We start from the raw sequence: 19,403 nt of genomic DNA on the forward strand, positions 1-19,403 counted from the left end.
AGAATGGTTATGACGAATAAAATAAATACCTTGCGTAATAAAACAGGCATATTCACCTACTCTTCGACAGCTGTTTTGCTCGGCGCTTTATTTGCTCAGCAGGCTTATGCGCAAAACGCAGAAACAGAGGAAACTGCAGCTCCGGTAGTGGAAGAGGTGGTGGTATATGGAATTAAACAATCGCTGAAAAACGCCCAGGATTTAAAACGGGATTCGGCGACGGTAATCGATGCCATTACGGCATCGGATATTACCTCGCTGCCGGATAAATCTGTGGTGGACGCGCTGACGCGCGTCCCCGGGGTAACCGTGGAAGTATTCGAAGCGACGGATGACCCCGAGCACTTTGGCGCAGAGGGAAGTAGCGCGCTGGTGCGCGGCCTTGATCGCACACTGACGCAATTTAATGGCCGCACATCCTTCAGTGCGACTCAGTGGGGAGCGGTTAACCTCTCGCATATTCCATCGGAGTTAGTGGGGGCAATTGAAGTACAGAAAAACCAAACCGCTTCCATGATTGAAGGTGGTATTGCAGGTACTTTGAACGTTATCACCCGTAAGGCATTCGATAGCCCCGGAATGCAATTGGGTGGAGCTATTAAAGCGGATTACGGCGATCTGGTAGAAGAATGGTCTCCGAATATTTCCGGTTTGTTCAGTAACCGCTGGGAAACCAATGCTGGTGAGATTGGTTTTTTGGTGTCGGTAGCTTGGAGTGAAACCAATGCGGCATCCCAATCCGTCGGTACTCACAACTACTATGAAAAAAGTAATCGCACCGCGCCACGGTATCCGGAGGGGAATTCCCTGGACGGCGTGGGTTCGCCGCTTCCTGGCGCAGATCCTGATGCCGTTTATTGGTTGCCGCCTTCTATTCAGGTGAGAACCAAACAAGACGCTAACGAACGTTTGGGTTTCGTCTCGTCACTGCAATGGCGCAACCCGTCCGAAACATTTTTGGCTACCTTGGAATTTATTCGTTCGGATAACAAGTCTTCCTGGACGGAGCGTCTGGTACAGAATAAAGACCAGTTGGGCGATCAGTTCGACAACGCCAATATCGTGAATGTGCTGGAAATTCCCGGCATTTCCGGTTTGAACGAAAGTTTTGATCCTGAGACCGGCTTGTTCACTCACGGTGTTTTGGCCGGTAGCGGCACAGCTACCTATGGATACGCACCAGAAACGCGTTATCACGATGAAGAAACTTATGTGAACGACATAAGTTTGGACATCGAATGGAAAGTCAACGATAACCTCACCATCAACAGTGATATTCAATTTGTGGATTCAGGCCTGGTTCTGTTCGACCACACGATCCACAGTTATTTTGAATCTGATGTGTGGATGGATTTTAGAAGTCCTGACAATCCGCAAGTCGGTTTCCTGGGCAGCAACTTCCACATGCTAAGTTCCGCAGAAGCGGCGGCGGGTCACAAAGGGACTGTATTGAAAGATGCCAACGGTAATTATTGGGGCGGTGATATTACCTCTATTACGGACCCCGCCAATATTCATACCCGCTCAGCCATGGACCATAACACCGACAGCTCCGGAAAAGATTTTGCGTTTTCATTGGATGCGGATTATGAATTGGAAGATAGCTGGTTAACCAATATCAAAGTCGGCTTCCGTGTATCGGATAGAAGTCAGACTCACAAATCGACGGAATATGACTGGGGTGTGATTTCTCCGGAATGGAGTTCGCAACACAGACGCTCCGTGGCGGATTATCCGCAATTCCAGGAAGTATTCGATTTCGGTAGAGGCTTCCACAACGGCAAAGCGTTTGTCGACGGCAGCGTCACTGCTTTCTATATGCCAAGATTGGACTGGGTAAAAGATCTGAACGCGTTCGAGCGCGAATTCCGCTCTATTATTCCGAAAGAATACGATCCAGATATTGCTGCCCTGCCGATTGGTGAGGGATTCCCCGATGCAAATGATCCACGCCGGGATTCCACCTGGTGGTACACCGAAGAAGAAGGCGCGGGCGATCCCTTCTACACATTGGAAAGCCGATATGTGGAAGGCAAAGAGCCCGGCAGCCCATATTCGCCGTACTACATTTTTACGGTAGAAGAGCGAAAAAGCGCCGCTTATGTTCAATTCGATTTCGACTTTGTCGATCTGCCAATGCCTATTCGCGGGAATTTAGGTTTCCGCTACGTGGATATCGACGTGTCGACAACGGGTTCGCGAAATTTCTCGACGCCTTTAAAAGCTGGAGCTTGGTCTGACCCTGCACGTTATGCTCCGACCACCCAGATCATCGGATTTCCCGCCGACTTGGAGCAATGGTTACGTGACAACGCTGCGGCTTATGAAGAAGCCATCGCAGCGGGTGAAACACCGCCTGTCCCAGATCCATCGACGCTGGAATGGCTCAATGGTTATTCGGAACGCACCAGCGTTAAACCAAAACGCTATTCAACCGTGTTGCCCAGCTTGAACTTGGCGATGAATTTAAGGGAAGACTTGATTTTGCGCTTTGCCGCATCAAAAGCGATTTATCTGCCGCACTTGTCGTTGAAACGAGCGAGCCAGGAGTTAGGGGTCCAGGTGACCGCAGTAGAGGATGATAATCCACCCACTGGATGGGATTCGGAAACACGGGGTGAGCCGCTCAAGTCGGTTACCTTCGTGAACTACACCAGCTCTACTGTTGGTGGCTCCAACCCGCACTTGTTGCCGGAAGAGTCGATTAACGTTGACTTGGGACTTGAGTGGTATTTCTCTGATGTAGGTTCTTTGTCCGGCGTCATTTTTACCAAAGACATGGATAACCTGATCCGCAAAGGCTCAGCTCGTCTGGACACGGATAACCCCTCAACTGGTGCAGTGGTAACGGTTGTTCAGGCGGATACCTATGAGAACGTCGGTAAAGCGAGAATCGATGGTTTCGAAATTTCGTATCAGCAAACTTACGATATGCTGCCAGGATTCTGGAGCGGTTTAGGTTTGCAGGCAAACTATACCCGCCTCTATACCAAAGAGGATGTCGGAGCCAATATCGATACTTCCATATATGGAGCCTTTGTTGGTCTTCCGTTGGAAGGATTGTCGCCAGAAAACTACAACGTGATCGCGTTTTACGAGAACGATATATTCAGCACGCGGTTGGCTTACAACTTCCGCTCTGAATATATGTTGAATTCTCGCGATGTAATCGGTAAACGACCGGTTTACAACACTGACCGCGGAATTCTCGACTTCTCGTTTACATACAAAGTGAATGATTCGTTCAAAGTCGGCTTTGACGTTAATAACCTGACCAACGAAACGACGCATACCCGGTACCAGTATGACGAGGCTGGCAATTTGCATCCGCGTCATTATTTCATCAACGACCGGCGTTTTACCTTGCGTATGTCCGCGAGTTATTAATACAACGCTTGGGTGATAACAAAGCAAAGCGTATAGTGAAAGCTATACGCTTTTTTTATTTGTGCAGATTCATTTTTTATCCGCATTAGTGTTGTTGATTCCAGTCAAGACGCAGGAACAGTATGCAGACAAATACCGCATCTCAAGATGGGCCAATCGAGCATCTGGTAATTCTGGGTGGAGGAACGGCAGGCTGGATGGCCGCTGCGGCTATCGGTCGAGTGTTTCGTAATTCCGCGATGAAGATTACGGTCATCGAATCCAGTACTATCGGGACAGTTGGTGTAGGCGAAGCGACGATTCCGGAAATTTACAATTTCAATAAGTCTCTAGGTGTCGATGAACGGGAGTTTCTCAAATTTACCCAAGGAACATTTAAACTCGGTATCGAATTTGTCGGCTGGAACAATCCCGGTGCGTCTTATATTCATCCATTTGGGCGTTATGGAACCGCGCTCGGTTCAGTGCCGTTTTTTCATTATTGGCAGCGCTTGCACAATTTAAATCTCGCCAAATCTCTTCCGGATTACTGTTTTTGCATCGAAGCCTGCAAACAAAATAAATTGTCCCGTCCGGTCAATGTGCCTAACTCGCCCTTGAGCGAAATCGATTATGCCTATCACTTCGATGCCGGCCGTTATGCGCAATTTTTGCAACGCTATTCGGCCGCCTGCGGGGTAAAACATGTGGATGCAAAGGTCCTTGCAGTTGGCAGAAATAAGGAAAATGGCTATATCCAGTCACTGGCATTGGATACAGGCGACACCATAGAGGCAGATTTTTTTATTGATTGCACAGGTTTTAAAGGATTATTGATTGAAGAAACCTTGCGCAGTGGTTATGAGGATTGGAGCCATTATTTGCCCTGCGACAGCGCTATGGCGGTGGCCAGTCCGCGGTTAGACCCTTTGCCACCTTATACGCGGGCAACTGCACGCGAAGCAGGTTGGCAGTGGCGTATCCCGTTGCAACACCGCACCGGCAACGGCTATGTGTTCTGCAGTCATTTTATTTCCGACGAAAAGGTCAGAGAGACCTTGCTTAATAATGTGGCTGGTGGAGCGACGTCAGAGCCGCGCATTATTCGTTTTAAAACCGGTGTGCGCCGCAAACAGTGGAATAAAAATTGTGTCGCCCTGGGATTGGCGTCGGGATTTCTTGAGCCGCTGGAGTCCACCAGTATTCACTTGATCTATGAGGCGATTGCCAATTTTATTGGCTTGTTCCCGACCAAAGTGGTCAAGCGCGAGCTAGTGGAAAAATATAATCAGCTGCAGGCGCGCAGCTATATGACCATTCGCGATTTATTGATATTGCATTATTGGGCAAATAATCGCGAAGGGGAGTTTTGGGATTATTGCCGCAATATGGATATTCCGGATCGGCTGCGCCACAAAGTGGATCTTTATCAAAACGCCGGAAGACTTTTCCGCCAAGACAATGAATTGTTTGGTGACACCAGTTGGATTTCGGTTTTGGTAGGGCAGGGAGTGAAAACGTCACACTACAATTCGATTGCGGACACCATGCCGCTGGAAGAGCTCAAACAAAAATTCGAGCAGATATATCAAATTATCCAAAACACCAGTCGGCAGCTGCCATCGCACAGCGAATATATCGAAAAATATTGCAAAGCTGAGAACTATTAAGGAGAGGCGCAAGCTGAGCAAATACAGCTTGCGCAGATTTGCGGATTTATTTGCAGCCGGTGGAGCCTTCGGGCAAGCGTTCGAGGCGAATATTGGCGATCGACAAATCCAGTCTTCCCGATGTGCTGATCAAAAATACCCCGTTGATTTTGCTTAAATCAAAATTGGAGCTTTTCAGACAGTTCAACGGAACTGGAAAGGATGTCCAGGTATCGGGCTTCAGTTTTCGCAACAGCATGCCAATTTCATATTCCGCTCGGCACGGATAGCCGCAATCCATACCGACCAATACGCTTTCCTTGGGACGGGTTTTGACTTTCACATCAAAGGTTAGGGCCGCCACATCTCTATAAGCCGCAATATTGATTGGCTGACCGTATATTCCCAGCTCGCCTTTCATATCTTTTTTCGACCAGGAAATATTTATGGCATCGTTTTGCCCTACGAAATTATCCGGCTCCACGCGAATTTTTCCGCTGGCGGATTTTCCGGAAAGTCCATTGATCGACATGGCCCATTTGCCCGGATCTCCCAACAAAATACCGCGGGATCCCAACAGCTCACCCTTCACGAAGTAAAAAAAGTCCGGATTAAGTGCTGCCTCGGCTGCCGGGGTCTCGGAAGCTGCGGGGCACTCATCCAGTCCTGCGGGAGTTGGTGCAATGCGGATATTGGTGATGGAGACATCCATGGATCCGGAAGTCCCCAACAGAAATACGCCGGAAATTTTGCTGAGATCGAAGGTTTGACCGGAAAAGCACGAGAGTGGGATAGGCAAAGCAGTCCAGCGTTCAGTTTCAATCGAGCGGAGAATGCTGCCAATATTGTATTGCCCGCGGCAGGGGAAGCCGCAGTCCATACCGAGCTGCACCTCCTGTGATGGAGGTGTATGGACTTTGACGTCGAAGATCAACGAGGAATTATTGAGTTTCGACGCTAAATTGATGGAAGCGCCGTAGATCGATACATCTCCTTGTTTATCTTCACCCGACCAGATCGCTCGAAAAGTATCATTACTGATACGGAATTTATCGGGAGAGATGCGAATTTTGCCAGTTGCTGATGTACCAGACAGGTTGTTGATGGGTTGCAGCCAGTTTTGCGGGTCGCCCACCGTCAGTGTTCTTTCATCCGATAGGCGTCCCTCTACAAAAATGGGAAATGTAGATGACGGTGCTGTATTGGCTAAACCCAGACTCGCCGCTAACAGGACAGAGAACAGTGGATATTTAAGCATTTGGCGGAAATTTATGTTCATAGTAGACCCCCTAAAAGCTAGATAAAGTTTAGCTGCGGAATTCGATCATGGCTGGGACTGAAGGAATAAAGACGGCGGTGAGATTGCGGTAAATTCTGGAAATAGGCTTTTTGCGGGCAAAAAAAAGGCGCAACTTAATATGCGCCAAAGTTCCGGGCTAAGGAAACGTGAACCGCCTGCGCAAAATGCGCTAAGCAGCTAAAACCGAGCAATTAATAGCGGACGGATTAAGGCGAACGATGTGGCGGGCTTCGGCCCTGGATGATGCATCCCTATAGCAAACAAGGAAAGGCAACATAAATTTCCCATCGGTTCTTTTTATTTTCAGTCGGCAAATCCGTCCGGTTCTTACAAGATTAGCACTAGCTGCGAAAAATGCATGGCTCCGTTTGGTGTCAGAGCGTTGACGCTAGACTTGTCGCTTATGTTGTTCATGAAGATTAGTGCCAACATTCGGACATTTGTTACATGCTTTTTAGCCAAGTGGCGGTACTTTTTTCACACACATTCAGCTTTGTTAATTACAACTGGGAGCGGTGTTAACCCATTCTAATAATCAATATGACCATATATGCTTGGTCGTCTTGTTTGGGGGTTTTTTATTTCTTTCGGCCCACTGGTTCGGGGGAGAGGAAAATGTGCTGCCAGCGGAAATTTTGGTGCTATGATTCGTGGCCACGCGTGATGAAGCATGTTGGGGATTATCGCCGGTCGAGATTTTCGGATGAACCGCCTGAGCGCAACTATAATTTCACCGCGAAACATTCCGCGTAACTTTAATCGTCACAATAATAAGTTGTTCTTTTCTGGGGAATTATCATGAGTTCATCTGATCCACAAAGTCTTACCGCAAACGCGGGAGACAACCAGGAAAATTTCTTTTTCATCTTGGCCATTTGCTGTGTAGCGACCATCGGGGGATTTCTATTTGGTTTCGACAGCGGGGTTATCAACGGGACAGTTGATGGGCTCAAGATCGCCTTTAACTCGGATTCTGTCGGGACAGGCTTTAACGTAGCTTCCATGCTGCTCGGTTGCGCCGTAGGTGCTGCAGCGGCAGGTCGATTGGCGGACATTTATGGTCGCCGCACCATGCTGATTTGGTCCGCAATCTTTTTCATCGTATCTGCCTGGGGGTCGGGCATCGCCACATCCTCTGGCGAATTTATTGTCTACCGTGTCCTTGGCGGTCTTGCCGTGGGCGCAGCCAGCGTTATGTGTCCCGCCTATATCAGTGAGGTAGCTCCCGCCCGCTATCGCGGCAGGCTGGCGACGGTGCAACAGGTGGCCATTATCTGCGGTTTGACGGCAGCGTTTTTGAGTAACTATTTGATTGCGGCCGTGTCGGGTTCTTCGCTGAATATTTGGTGGTTGGATTATGAGGCCTGGCGTTGGATGTTCTGGGTTGAAATCTTGCCAGCTGGCATTTTCTTGATCACTTTGTTCATGATCCCTGAGAGCCCGCGTTTCCTAGTCGTGCGCGACAGGAAAGAGCAAGCAGCCAAAGTTCTGCGCCGTCTTTATGGCAATGTCATCGGCTCCGCCAAGGTCGCAGAGATTGAGTCCTCTCTGGCAGCGGACCATCACAAGCCGAGTTTGAAAGACCTGGTCGACAAAACAACCGGCAAGATACGCCCGCTGGTATGGGTGGGTATTGGGCTTGCGGTGTTTCAACAGTTGGTGGGCATTAACGTGGTGTTCTACTACGGAGCCGTGCTGTGGCAGTCCGTCGGCTTTTCCGAAAACGACTCTCTGATGATCAACGTCGTGTCCGGCTCGGTCAGTATTGGCGCTTGTATTGTTGCCTTGTTGCTGATCGACAAGATTGGTCGCAAACCGCTGTTGTGGATCGGTTCTGCCGGTATGGCCGTAACCCTTGGATTGTGCGTAGTTGCCTTTGCTTCCGCGACCCTGGATGCCAATGGTCAGCCGTCTCTGACGGAAACCATGGGCGCCCTGGCTCTGATCAGCGCCAATCTCTATGTGATTTTCTTTAACCTGTCCTGGGGACCGGTTATGTGGGTAATGTTGGGCGAAATGTTCCCCAACCAAATCCGCGGTTCTGGGCTGGCTGTTGCCGGTTTCTTCCAGTGGGTGGCCAACTTCGCCATCACCATGACCTTCCCGATCATGTTGGGATCCATAGGTCTGGCGGGCGCCTACGGCTTCTATACTCTCTGCGCGGCGATTTCTGTGGTGTTCGTGTTGAAGTTTGTCCACGAAACCAAAGGCATCGAATTGGAAGATATGAAAGGGTAACCAACCCGTCAAAAAGGATTACATCGAACGCGGGACTATGTCCCGCGTTTTTTTTGTTTTAGGTTCTGAGCACCAGGAGCAACTTACGTGAAAATCATCGATACCAAAGTGATTGTTTGCAGCCCGGGGCGCAACTTCGTCACTCTCAAAATCATTACGGATGAAGGCATTTATGGTGTGGGCGACGCGACGCTCAACGGCCGGGAAAAGGCAGTGGTCAGTTTTTTGGAGGACTATGTTTGCCCGTCTTTGATCGGGCGTGATCCGCACCGGATCGAGGACATCTGGCAATTCTTTTATCGCGGTGTCTACTGGCGCCGCGGCGCGGTAAATATGACGGCGATTGCCGCAGTGGACACGGCGCTTTGGGATATCAAAGCCAAAGCCGCCAATATGCCGCTGTACCAGCTATTGGGTGGTAGAAGTCGTGACGGCGTGATGGTCTACGCCCACGCCAATGGCAAAGACATCGCGGAAACACTCGACCGCGTGGCGGAGTTGAAGGACCAGGGGTACAAGGCCATTCGTGTGCAGTGCGGAATCCCAGGCTTGGATAAGGTATATGGCGTAGGCAAGGCCGGCCATTATGAGCCTGCGGATTCCGATCTGCCGGCGGAGCATGTGTGGTCGACAGAAAAATACCTCAACCATGTACCTAAATTGTTTGCCGCTGTGCGCGATCAATTTGGCGAAGATCTGCATATCCTGCACGACGTTCACCACCGCCTGACACCGATTGAAGCCGCTCGTCTGGGCAAAGAAGTTGAACCGTTCAAACTGTTTTGGCTGGAAGATCCAGTTCCAGCGGAAAACCAGGAAGGCTTCCGTTTGATTCGCCATCACACCACTACGCCGATTGCGGTGGGTGAGGTATTCAGCTCTATCCACGATTGCCGCGAGCTGATCCAGAACCAGCTGATCGACTACATCCGCTCGACCATAGTGCATGCGGGCGGTATTACCCACTTGCGCCGTATTGCCGATTTGGCGTCGCTGTATCACGTGCGCACCGGCTTCCATGGCGCTACTGACCTGTCACCCGTCTGCATGGGGGCTGCGCTGCATTTCGACTACTGGGTACCCAACTTCGGTATTCAGGAGCATATGGCGCACAGTGCTGAGACGGATGCGGTGTTCCCCCACGCTTACAGCTTTAAAGACGGCTATTTCACCCCAGGTGAAGTGCCGGGGCATGGGGTGGATATCGACGAAAAACTCGCGGCCAAGTACCCCTATCAGCGCAAATGTTTGCCTGTTAACCGTTTGGAAGACGGTACGCTCTGGAACTGGTGATTGTCCGGTTTTATGTTTCCCTATGAGGCCATGCCGCGCGGTGCGCAGTGGTTGGCGGAATGTCTGCCCGCCACGCATTTTATGCGCGCGGTTCGCGGAGTCGTGTTGCGCGCGGCGGAGGTGAGGGATCTGGTGGAGGACTTGCTCTGGTTGGCAAGCTTCTCCGTAGTGGGACTGATAGTTGCCTCATGGCGTTTCCACAAGCGCCTGGATTGACATCAATAAAACAACGCCATAAGTCCGCGCCCGATCAGGGACAAAACCACTATGTGAGGAATAATAAAAATCGGCAGGAGGATGGCGAGACCATCCTCCCGCAGGAAGGGTTGGCCAAACCTTTCGCAAAGTTTTAGCAGCGCCAGCCAGCAACCAAAAAACAACACAATGGCCAGCAAGCCTTTGCCCAGGAATTCCCAGTAGGCGGTGGAAACCCACGAACAGAGCAACATCATCAGCAGCCAGACGAACACCAAGTGAACACCCAGCTCCAATAACTTCCGGCCGGACAGTCGGGTAAACAAAACGGTCAGCACGATCACGGCGATCAATGTGCCGGACTGCCATAGTGGCGACTCAATATACAGGCGAATATGCTCCATACAGGTTTCCTTGTATGTCCTGCGGTTGAGTGGGGCACCCCAAAATAGCAGAAAATATAACGAGCTATTTTATTTGGCGAGTCAAAAAATGTAATTCGCCGCCATCATTTTGCTCGGGGCGCGCAGCTCGGGGTGCGTAGCTCGGGGCGCGCAGTGGATGGAGCCGGACGCACTTTGTTATGGCTTATACAACGTATCTTGTGATATTGACGAATCAGCGCATCGACTTTGCGACGCAACTCATCTTTCATCTGTGCGGAATACCGCGTAGGCCCGCGGGGGAAGAGGTTTTGACGTGGGTAGAACACCAAGGGAATAAAACACACAAATGCTTATTGCATTTGTGTGGATACCTTTGCTGATGGATTTAGGCGGCAACTGCGCCAGCGTCTTCCAGTCCGTTGAGACAGGACTCGAAATTCCAGGAAATTTGTGGAATCAAATCTTTGATAATGCACTGAACCAGCGCGTTATGACTTTCCAGGGATGTATCGAGCATGGTATCGATCAGATGTTCTTCCACCTCTTGTACTACGTCCAGGCGATCGTCGCCGATTATGCGGTTGAGTAGCGGCGCATAGCGGTTTGTTGTGGCTGGGGATTCCAAATGCCGCTGGTTGATATAGGGTAGGAGATAAGCCAGGGCAAAATCACGAATTTCGGCCATTTTGCGGAAAACGGATTTGAGATGCTGGGAATCTGTTTTTTTCTCCGCGATCCGATAAAACTCAATGCCGTCATCGAGAGTTTGGATCAGTGGGACCAGCGGGTTGTGCGTAGGTCTCATTGAAATTCCTTATATCTTGCGTCTGTAATCGGACGTCGAACGTATCTCTTCGAAATGAATCTCTTAAAAAGTGTAGTTCTTGTATCGTCAACCAAAAAATCACTGCTGCGATGCGCTGATCATAATCAGATCTTGTGACTATTGTGTTGCTGAGGCGCAACAAAACATTTGCGCGAGCGTTTCAACACTACACTTAAAAATACGGAGCTCTGTGCGTGAATAAAATTGTGAAGGGTCGCACATAACTCGTGATGTCGCTAAGGCTTAGCGTAACCTTGATCGAGGCCTTCTTCTATGTTGGGCTTTTCAGAATACACGCAGTTTTTTATCGCCATGTTGGCAATTGTGGACCCGGTAACAATTTTGCCGCTGTATCTGCATCTGGTCCGTCACTTTACCGAAGAAGAAAAACAACAAGCAGCCCGCAAAGCTGCTGCGACTACAACAATTGCGCTGGTGATTACGGTGTTTATTGGTCAGTCAGTGTTGGATTTTTTCGGTATCAGCATCGGATCTTTCCAGATCGCCGGTGGTTTGCTGCTGTTGATCGTTGCGCTGCAATTAATGAACCATGATCCATTGCCGAGTCATGATGGAACGGATAAAAGCCTGTCAGCCAGTCAGGTGGTGGTACCTTTGGCGATTCCTTTACTTGCGGGCCCAGGGGCTTTTTCCACAGTAATTGTCTTTAGTTTTCGCAGTGACAGCGTCTGGCATTCAGCTGTATTAAGTGGTTGTCTGTTGGTGCTGGGCGGCATTGTTTGGCTGGCCCTGCATATGTCCAACCGGTTTATGCGCTACTTAAGTCCAACCACAGTATCAATCGTCAATAAAATTATGGGATTGATAATGGCGGCTATCAGCGTGGAGTTTATTGCGAATGGGGTGAAATCCTTATTTCACCTTTGAGAAGGAATGAAATAAAACAGCTTTTAGTGGATGAAGGTTTCGATATCGTCTTCCTGATCCACGAGTTCGATCAATTGACCAAGCATTAAAATGGCATCGATTCTTAAATCGGCGAGCTGTTCTTGGGGCAGGTCGCGCACCGATTCCGCAGGCGTTTTTCCCTGCTGTAAAGCTCGATTAATTTTTGCTGCCAGACTGATGAGCTGTGAATAAGTGTTTTGGCTCTCACGATCTTTTTCCTGATCGCCAATGGCCTGGCAGATTTCCTCTGGAAAATTCCAGCGGCGCGCCAACTCTGCACCGACATCAGTGTAATCGCAACCAAATTGCGTGCGTTGCAGAGCGGCTTTGTTCGCGCCTGTGTTGACCAATGCGTAAATATTGACCATCTGCTCTTTGTGGGCCAGAAACAACAGCGTGTCGCCAATGTTGTGCAGCAGGCCACAGGTAAACGCGACTTCGCCATTTGCGCGTCCCAGCTTCGCTAATAATTTCGCAATCTGTGCTACCGAAAATGAGGTGCGCCAAAAGGATTTCTGATTGAGCCCGGGGATGGTTTTATAAGCGGATGCCAGTCCGGATGCTATGACCAGTGTTCTCAAAGCGTTGAAGCCGAGAATGATCACGGCGGATTCGATGGAGTTGATCTGCCGTCCCGCGCCGTAGCGGGCGGAATTTGCCAAGCGTAAAACCTTGACCGAGAGCGCCTGATCCATCTGAATTTTTTGCGCTATGTCCCGAGCATTGCTGTCCGGGTTGTTGAAGTTATCGATAAGTTCCTGCACAACCTTGGGAATACTGGGGATGTTGTAAACCTGGTTGAACAGCTTGTTGAACGGCATGCGGATCTCCACACATCTGGTTCGGCGATCGGCTATTTCAGCCTGGTAGAGCTATTTCAGCTCAGAAAGTACGGCGTTAGAGTTTTTAAATGCCAGCAAGAAGCCACTTGAACGGCTGGTGGCAGGCTTGCTCTGCATTACTAAACAAGCAACGCCACAAGGTCGTCAGCCTAGTCGGCTTTTTGAGTATAGGAAAGAGAGGCGAGTCGGCAGAAAAAATTTCCTATAGGCTCGATTTAAAAATTTATTGTCGGATAATTCCGCTCAAAAGAGGCGTAATTCCGGGGGCAAAACTGCGTGATGTTCTTTTTTGTTGAACGGGCAGGTGAAGCGCAATTCCGCTGCCACCAATTGCATGGGCCGGCCATCGGACACTGAGGAATACTGCGGATCGCCCACCAATGGATGACCGAGCAGAGAAAAATGGCGGCGAATTTGATGAAAGCGACCGGTCTGTAAATGAATTCTCACTAATGCTGTATCTGAAAGGCGTTGAGCGACGGAAAAAGTGGTAAGTGCTGCTTTATCATCGAGAGGGATGTCGATTCTGCCGTTGTCGTCCGGCTGGCCGTGAACTTCCGCCTGATAGATTTTTTCTACTCGAGTTTCGCGCCAGAGTTCGCTCAGTTTGGCTGCGGCCTCTTTGTGGTAGGCGAAGATCATCAGTCCAGCCGCTTCCCGGTCCAGGCGGTGGATCAAAAACACCTGCGACAAACCGCTCAACTGTTTGACCTGATATTCCATGCTGCCGAGGTCGCCGTAAGGGGTGCCCTGAGAGACGACATTCGCCGGCTTGTACCAGACGCCCCAATGGCGCGTCACTTGGATAGGTATAGGTGCGGAAGGTGTGTCCTTATAAAGACGGTCGTCGTAGTAAAACTCCACTTCATCGCCGGGCTGCAGCTCCTTGGTCGCTCGCCGGCAGCGCTGCAGGGTGCCTTTGCCGCGCGGTTTCAGCCAGCCGCCACCGAAGTTCAAAGCCTTCTTGATCCCGCTTTTGGAGATATCGGAATTTGACGCGATAAACTCCACCAGGGTAGTGGCTTGGCTGACGGTTTTCTTGAGCTGAATCTTCATATATAGGGCGACCGGGGAAAGAGGGCGGCGATTATAGCGAGTTGTAGGCTGGACATGACCCGCATGTTTTTGACTAGCGAAACATGCGCCAAATCAGGGCGACATTTGACTGGCGACAACAGGATCTTTGGCGTACAATTCGCGCCCAGATCGGGGCACCACCGTCCCACCGCGCTCAGGCTGCGCGGAATCCCAAATAAAACTAAAAAGCGAGGCGAAACTGGCCGTTTCCCTCGCTTTTTTGCAACCAGCTACCCAAAAGTACCGCGCTAGTCTGCCGGTTTCCCGGTCAGGTTTAGTCTGCGCGGCGCTTTTTCGCGCACCTGCAGTTTGTCGGCGCCGCTGTTTGCAACCATCGAATGTAATATCGGTCTGCGGTTACGCAGGCCTAGCTGGAGGATAGTGATTTGACCACTGGTACATTCAAACCCGCCATTTTGGTATTGCAGGATGGCAGTGTGTTCCGCGGCAAGGCCATAGGCGCGGAAGGGCTTTCGGTTGGTGAGGTGGTATTCAACACCGCTATCACCGGCTACCAGGAAATTCTCACAGACCCATCATACGCCGAGCAGATCGTCACCCTGACGTATCCTCATATCGGCAATACCGGAACCAACGCCGAAGACGAAGAGTATTCGCGCATCTGGGCGAAAGGTCTGGTCATTCGCGACCTGCCGTTGCTGGCCAGCAATTTCCGCAACCAAACCAATCTGAGTGATTACCTGCGCAAGCACAATATCATCGGTATCGCCGACATAGACACCCGCCGCCTTACCCGTCTGTTGCGCGACAAAGGCGCTCAGAATGGCTGCTTGATGGCCGGTGATGAGATCGATGAAGCCAAAGCCCTGCAGGCGGCGCGCGACTTCGCCGGTTTGAAAGGTATGGACCTCGCCAAAGTCGTATCTACGCGCGAACCCTACGCGTGGAACGAGGGTTCTTGGACTCTGGGCGAGGGCTTTGGCCAGCGCCCAGCAGGCGAAAGCTTCAAAGTCGTCGCTTATGACTACGGTGTAAAAAGCAACATCCTGCGCATGCTCGTCGATCGCGGCTGCGACCTGACAGTTGTGCCGGCACAAACCCCTGCAGCTGAAGTTCTGGCACTGAATCCGGATGGTGTGTTCCTGTCCAACGGCCCTGGCGACCCGGAGCCGTGCGATTACGCCATCAATGCCATCAAAGAAATCGTCGACAAAGGTGTTCCTGTATTCGGCATCTGCCTGGGCCACCAGTTGCTCGCCCTCGCCAGTGGCGCCAAGACCATCAAGATGAAGTTCGGCCACCACGGCGCCAACCACCCGGTGCAGGATCTGGCTTCGGGCACAGTGATGATCACCAGCCAGAACCACGGATTCGCGGTGGAAGAGAGCACTTTGCCGGCCAACCTCAAAGCGACCCATCGCTCCTTGTTTGACGGCTCCCTCCAGGGAATCAGCCGGACTGACCGACCTGCTTTCAGTTTCCAGGGACACCCAGAAGCGAGCCCCGGCCCCCACGATGCGGCGCCTTTGTTCGATCATTTCATCGAACTGATGAAGGCGCGCCGCTGAGGGCCAGCCTACTTTTCCGTCTTGAAATATTGATGTCTCAGAGAACAGCGGACCCCGACTATGCCAAAACGCACCGACATCCAATCCATATTAATCATTGGTGCAGGGCCGATTGTGATCGGCCAGGCCTGTGAGTTCGATTACTCCGGCGCCCAAGCATGTAAAGCACTGCGCGAAGAGGGTTACAGAGTCATTCTGGTCAACTCCAACCCCGCCACCATCATGACCGACCCGGCGATGGCCGATGCGACCTATATCGAGCCCATCACCTGGGAAACCGTGGCGCAAATCATCGAACGTGAACGCCCGGATGCGATTCTGCCCACCATGGGCGGCCAGACCGCGCTGAACTGCGCCCTGGCGCTGCACAGACACGGCATTCTGGAGAAATACAACGTCGAACTGATCGGCGCCAAAGAAGACGCCATCCACAAAGCGGAAGACCGCGATCTGTTCGACAAGGCCATGAAAAAGATCGGCCTGGAAACCGCGCGCGCGCGCATAGTGCACAACCTGGCCGAAGCTATGGAAGTGCCGAAGGAATTCGGCTTCCCCTGCATTATTCGCCCGTCTTTCACCATGGGCGGTTCCGGCGGCGGTATCGCCTACAACTGGGAAGAATTCGAAGAGATCTGTGTGCGCGGTCTCGACCTGTCGCCCACCAATGAACTGCTGATCGACGAATCCCTACTCGGCTGGAAAGAGTACGAGATGGAAGTTGTGCGCGACAAAAACGACAACTGCATCATCGTCTGCTCCATCGAAAACTTCGACCCCATGGGTGTACACACCGGTGACTCCATCACCGTTGCTCCGGCGCAGACGCTGACCGACAAGGAATACCAGATCATGCGCAACGCCTCCATCGCGGTGTTGCGTGAAATCGGTGTAGAAACCGGCGGTTCCAATGTGCAGTTCGCGGTGAACCCGGAAAATGGCCGTATGGTGGTCATTGAGATGAACCCGCGAGTTTCCCGTTCATCCGCACTGGCTTCCAAAGCGACTGGCTTCCCCATTGCGAAAGTCGCTGCCAAATTGGCGGTTGGTTACACCCTGGACGAGCTGAAAAACGAAATCACCGGCGGTGCAACGCCGGCATCGTTCGAGCCGACCATTGACTATGTTGTCACCAAGGTTCCGCGTTTTACCTTCGAAAAATTCGGCGATGCCGACGCGCGCCTGACCACCCAGATGAAATCCGTGGGTGAGGTAATGGCGATCGGCCGCAATTTCCAAGAATCGCTGCAAAAAGCTCTGCGCGGATTGGAAGTCGGTTCTGCCGGTTTTGAGAGCAAAGTTGACCTGGCTGATCCGGAAGCGTTGGCGCGCATTCGCCGCGATCTGACCACTCCAGGCGCTGAGCGCATCTGGTATGTGGGCGATGCCTTCCGCGCCGGCATGACCGTGGAAGAGGTTTACCAAACCTCGAAAATCGACCCGTGGTTCCTGGCGCAGATCGAAGACATCATCTCAACGGAAGAACATCTGAAATCCAAACCCTTGTCCGGAATCGACGCTGAGACCATGTTCAACCTCAAGCGCAAAGGCTTCTCGGACAAGCGTCTGGCGCATCTGCTTGGCGTCACTGAAAAAACCGTGCGCGATCATCGTCACAAGCTCGGCGTGCGCCCGGTTTATAAGCGCGTGGATACCTGTGCGGCGGAGTTCTCCACCTCGACCGCTTATATGTACTCCAGCTACGACGAGGAGTGTGAAGCTCAACCGACCAACCGTGAAAAAATCATGGTTCTCGGCGGTGGTCCCAACCGTATCGGCCAAGGCATCGAATTCGACTACTGCTGTGTACACGCGGCGCTGGCTGCGCGGGAAGATGGTTACGAGACCATCATGGTCAACTGTAACCCCGAGACAGTGTCTACCGATTACGACACGTCCGACCGCTTGTATTTCGAGCCGGTAACTCTGGAAGATGTGATCGAAATCGTGCACAAAGAAAAACCCAAGGGCGTTATCGTTCAGTTCGGCGGTCAGACTCCGCTGAAACTGGCGCGCGCGCTGGAAGCCGAAGGTGTGCCGATTATCGGTACCAGCCCGGAAGCCATCGACCGTGCGGAAGACCGCGAGCGCTTCCAACAGATGATCGAGCGCCTCGGCTTGCGCCAACCGCCTAATGCGATCGTGCGCTCTATCGATGAAGCCGTGCGCAAAGCGGAAGAAGTGAAATATCCGCTGGTGGTCCGTCCCTCCTATGTATTGGGTGGCCGCGCCATGGAAATCGTCTATTCCGAAAAAGAATTGCGCACCTATATGCGCGATGCGGTGCAAGCCTCGGAAGACGCGCCGGTTCTGCTCGACCACTTCCTTAACAATGCCATCGAAGTCGATATAGACGCGGTGTCCGACGGCAAAGAGGTTGTGATCGGTGGCATCATGCAGCACATCGAGCAGTGTGGTGTTCACTCCGGTGACTCTGCATGTTCATTGCCACCTTACTCTCTGCCGGAAGACGTGCAGAACGCCATGCGTGAACAAGTGCGCAAAATGGCATTGGAGTTGGGCGTTGTCGGCTTGATGAACTGTCAGTTGGCGTATCAGGACGGTGAGATCTACATCATCGAAGTCAATCCGCGCGCATCTCGTACAGTGCCGTTCGTGTCGAAATGTATCGGCGTGTCCCTGGCGAAAGTCGCCGCTCGCTGCCAGACCGGCAAAACACTGGCTGAGCAGGGTTTCACCAAGGAAATCATTCCGAAATACTTCAGCGTAAAAGAAGCGGTGTTCCCATTTAACAAATTCCCGTCAGTGGACCCGATTCTCGGACCTGAAATGAAGTCCACCGGTGAAGTCATGGGCGTGGGTGACACCTTTGCTGAAGCTTTTGCCAAGTCGCAGTTGGGCAGCGGGGCGCGTTTGCCGACGAAAGGTACCGCGTTTATTAGCGTGCGCGACTTCGACAAAGACGGCTCCGTTCACGTCGCAAAAGAATTGGCGGATCTCGGTTTTGAACTGGTTGCTACTCGAGGTACAGCAGCCCGTTTGCAAGAAGCCGGGCTCAATGTGCGCGTAGTCAATAAGGTGGCGGAAGGGCGTCCGCACATAGTGGATATGATCAAAAACAAAGAGGTGGATCTGGTGATCAACACCACCGAAGGGAAACAGGCGATTCGCGATTCTTCATCCATTCGCCGCAACGCGGAAAATCAGCGCGTTTATTACACCACCACTTTGGCTGCAGCTAACGCATTGTGCATGGCGATTCGTTTTGGTCAGCAACAAAAAGTGCGTCGCTTGCAAGAGTTACATGAGGGGATTGCCTAATGGCATTAAACAAAGTTCCAATGACAGTGGAAGGCGCGGAAAAACTGCGCCTGGAGCTGGAGCATCTGAAAAAAGTCGAGCGTCCGCGCATCGTTAAAGCGATTGCCGAGGCGCGTGAACATGGTGATTTGAAGGAAAATGCGGAATATCACGCAGCGCGTGAGCAACAGAGTTTTTGTGAAGGGCGCATTCAGGAAATCGAAGCCAAATTATCGCTCGCGCAAATCATCGACGTAAAATCCATTCCGGAAACCGGTCGTGTGATTTTTGGGGCGACCGTTGAGCTCGTCAATGTCGAAACCGATGAATCCGTCACTTACCAAATCGTCGGTGAAGATGAGGCGGATATCAAAAGCAATAAGATTTCCGTTTCCTCACCGATTGCTCGCGCTCTGGTGGGCAAAGAAGTCGGTGACATAGCCGTCGTTAAAGCTCCGGGCGGCGATATTGAATATGAAATCGAAGCTGTTCGTCATATCTGACCTTCCTGCGCCGGTGCACGCCGGCGCTTTCC

Annotated in this window: 14 protein-coding genes; 9 read left to right on the forward strand and 5 right to left on the reverse strand. The window is 51.5% G+C overall.

The genetic code is table 11. From position 1 onward, the window contains the following. The first annotated feature begins 9 nt into the window (after positions 1-9). Together DWB84_RS01985 and DWB84_RS01990 are read left to right on the forward strand one after the other, a co-directional pair. Positions 10-3,387 (forward strand): TonB-dependent receptor, encoded by a 3,378-nt coding sequence (locus DWB84_RS01985; protein WP_187408083.1) that lies wholly within the window; start codon positions 10-12, stop codon positions 3,385-3,387. Positions 3,388-3,509: 122 nt separating this feature from the next. Next, on the forward strand, positions 3,510-5,036 hold the full coding sequence (locus tag DWB84_RS01990) for a tryptophan halogenase family protein (RefSeq protein ID WP_187408084.1): 1,527 nt from the start codon (positions 3,510-3,512) through the stop codon (positions 5,034-5,036). Positions 5,037-5,082: 46 nt separating this feature from the next. Here DWB84_RS01990 and DWB84_RS01995 read toward each other — a convergent pair whose 3' ends face one another. Then, positions 5,083-6,294: a putative glycoside hydrolase gene (locus tag DWB84_RS01995; RefSeq protein WP_187408085.1), complete on the reverse strand. Its 1,212-nt coding sequence runs from the start codon at positions 6,292-6,294 to the stop codon at positions 5,083-5,085. Positions 6,295-7,113: 819 nt separating this feature from the next. On the opposite strand from DWB84_RS01995, the gene DWB84_RS02000 reads away from it, so the two are divergent. The 3 genes from DWB84_RS02000 (at position 7,114) to DWB84_RS02010 (ending at position 10,062) form a co-directional block, all read left to right on the forward strand. Beyond that, positions 7,114-8,553 carry a sugar porter family MFS transporter gene (locus DWB84_RS02000; protein ID WP_187408086.1) on the forward strand — a complete coding sequence of 480 codons (1,440 nt, stop codon included), beginning with the start codon at positions 7,114-7,116 and terminating at the stop codon, positions 8,551-8,553. Between the two features lie 87 nt (positions 8,554-8,640). Continuing rightward, positions 8,641-9,846 (forward strand): D-mannonate dehydratase ManD, encoded by a 1,206-nt coding sequence (manD, locus tag DWB84_RS02005; protein WP_187408087.1) that lies wholly within the window; start codon positions 8,641-8,643, stop codon positions 9,844-9,846. Next, positions 9,847-10,062, forward strand: coding sequence for an ABC transporter permease (locus DWB84_RS02010; RefSeq protein WP_255428784.1), 216 nt, complete (start codon positions 9,847-9,849; stop codon positions 10,060-10,062). Positions 10,063-10,064: 2 nt separating this feature from the next. Here the strand turns inward: DWB84_RS02010 and DWB84_RS02015 are convergent, their stop codons facing one another. Together DWB84_RS02015 and DWB84_RS02020 are read right to left on the reverse strand one after the other, a co-directional pair. Continuing rightward, complete coding sequence (locus DWB84_RS02015; protein ID WP_187408088.1) at positions 10,065-10,445, reverse strand: hypothetical protein; 381 nt, start codon at positions 10,443-10,445, stop codon at positions 10,065-10,067. 367 nt (positions 10,446-10,812) lie between these two features. Further along, the gene (locus DWB84_RS02020; RefSeq protein ID WP_187408089.1) at positions 10,813-11,232 is read right to left on the reverse strand and encodes a hypothetical protein; all 420 of its coding nucleotides are present in this window, start codon (positions 11,230-11,232) and stop codon (positions 10,813-10,815) included. 294 nt (positions 11,233-11,526) lie between these two features. On the opposite strand from DWB84_RS02020, the gene DWB84_RS02025 reads away from it, so the two are divergent. After that, positions 11,527-12,141 (forward strand): MarC family protein, encoded by a 615-nt coding sequence (locus DWB84_RS02025; protein WP_187408090.1) that lies wholly within the window; start codon positions 11,527-11,529, stop codon positions 12,139-12,141. A gap of 23 nt (positions 12,142-12,164) precedes the next feature. On the opposite strand, the gene DWB84_RS02030 is transcribed toward DWB84_RS02025, so the two are convergent. Both DWB84_RS02030 and DWB84_RS02035 read right to left on the reverse strand, forming a co-directional pair. Continuing rightward, positions 12,165-12,983: an HDOD domain-containing protein gene (locus DWB84_RS02030; RefSeq protein ID WP_187408091.1), complete on the reverse strand. Its 819-nt coding sequence runs from the start codon at positions 12,981-12,983 to the stop codon at positions 12,165-12,167. A gap of 264 nt (positions 12,984-13,247) precedes the next feature. Then, the gene (locus DWB84_RS02035; protein WP_187408092.1) at positions 13,248-14,060 is read right to left on the reverse strand and encodes an RluA family pseudouridine synthase; all 813 of its coding nucleotides are present in this window, start codon (positions 14,058-14,060) and stop codon (positions 13,248-13,250) included. A gap of 407 nt (positions 14,061-14,467) precedes the next feature. On the opposite strand from DWB84_RS02035, the gene carA reads away from it, so the two are divergent. From carA to greA, 3 genes are read left to right on the forward strand one after another with little or no spacing between them, the layout of a single operon-like run. Further along, the gene (gene carA, locus DWB84_RS02040; RefSeq protein WP_187408093.1) at positions 14,468-15,610 is read left to right on the forward strand and encodes a glutamine-hydrolyzing carbamoyl-phosphate synthase small subunit; all 1,143 of its coding nucleotides are present in this window, start codon (positions 14,468-14,470) and stop codon (positions 15,608-15,610) included. Between the two features lie 60 nt (positions 15,611-15,670). Further along, entirely contained in the window at positions 15,671-18,889 is a 3,219-nt protein-coding gene (gene carB / locus DWB84_RS02045) for a carbamoyl-phosphate synthase large subunit (protein WP_187408094.1), read from the forward strand. Continuing rightward, complete coding sequence (gene greA, locus DWB84_RS02050; RefSeq protein WP_187408095.1) at positions 18,889-19,371, forward strand: transcription elongation factor GreA; 483 nt, start codon at positions 18,889-18,891, stop codon at positions 19,369-19,371. The genes carB and greA overlap by 1 nt, the downstream gene beginning before the upstream one ends. Positions 19,372-19,403: the final 32 nt, after the last annotated feature.

This window comes from Saccharophagus sp. K07, from assembly GCF_014336955.1.
Classification (GTDB): domain Bacteria; phylum Pseudomonadota; class Gammaproteobacteria; order Pseudomonadales; family Cellvibrionaceae; genus UBA5868.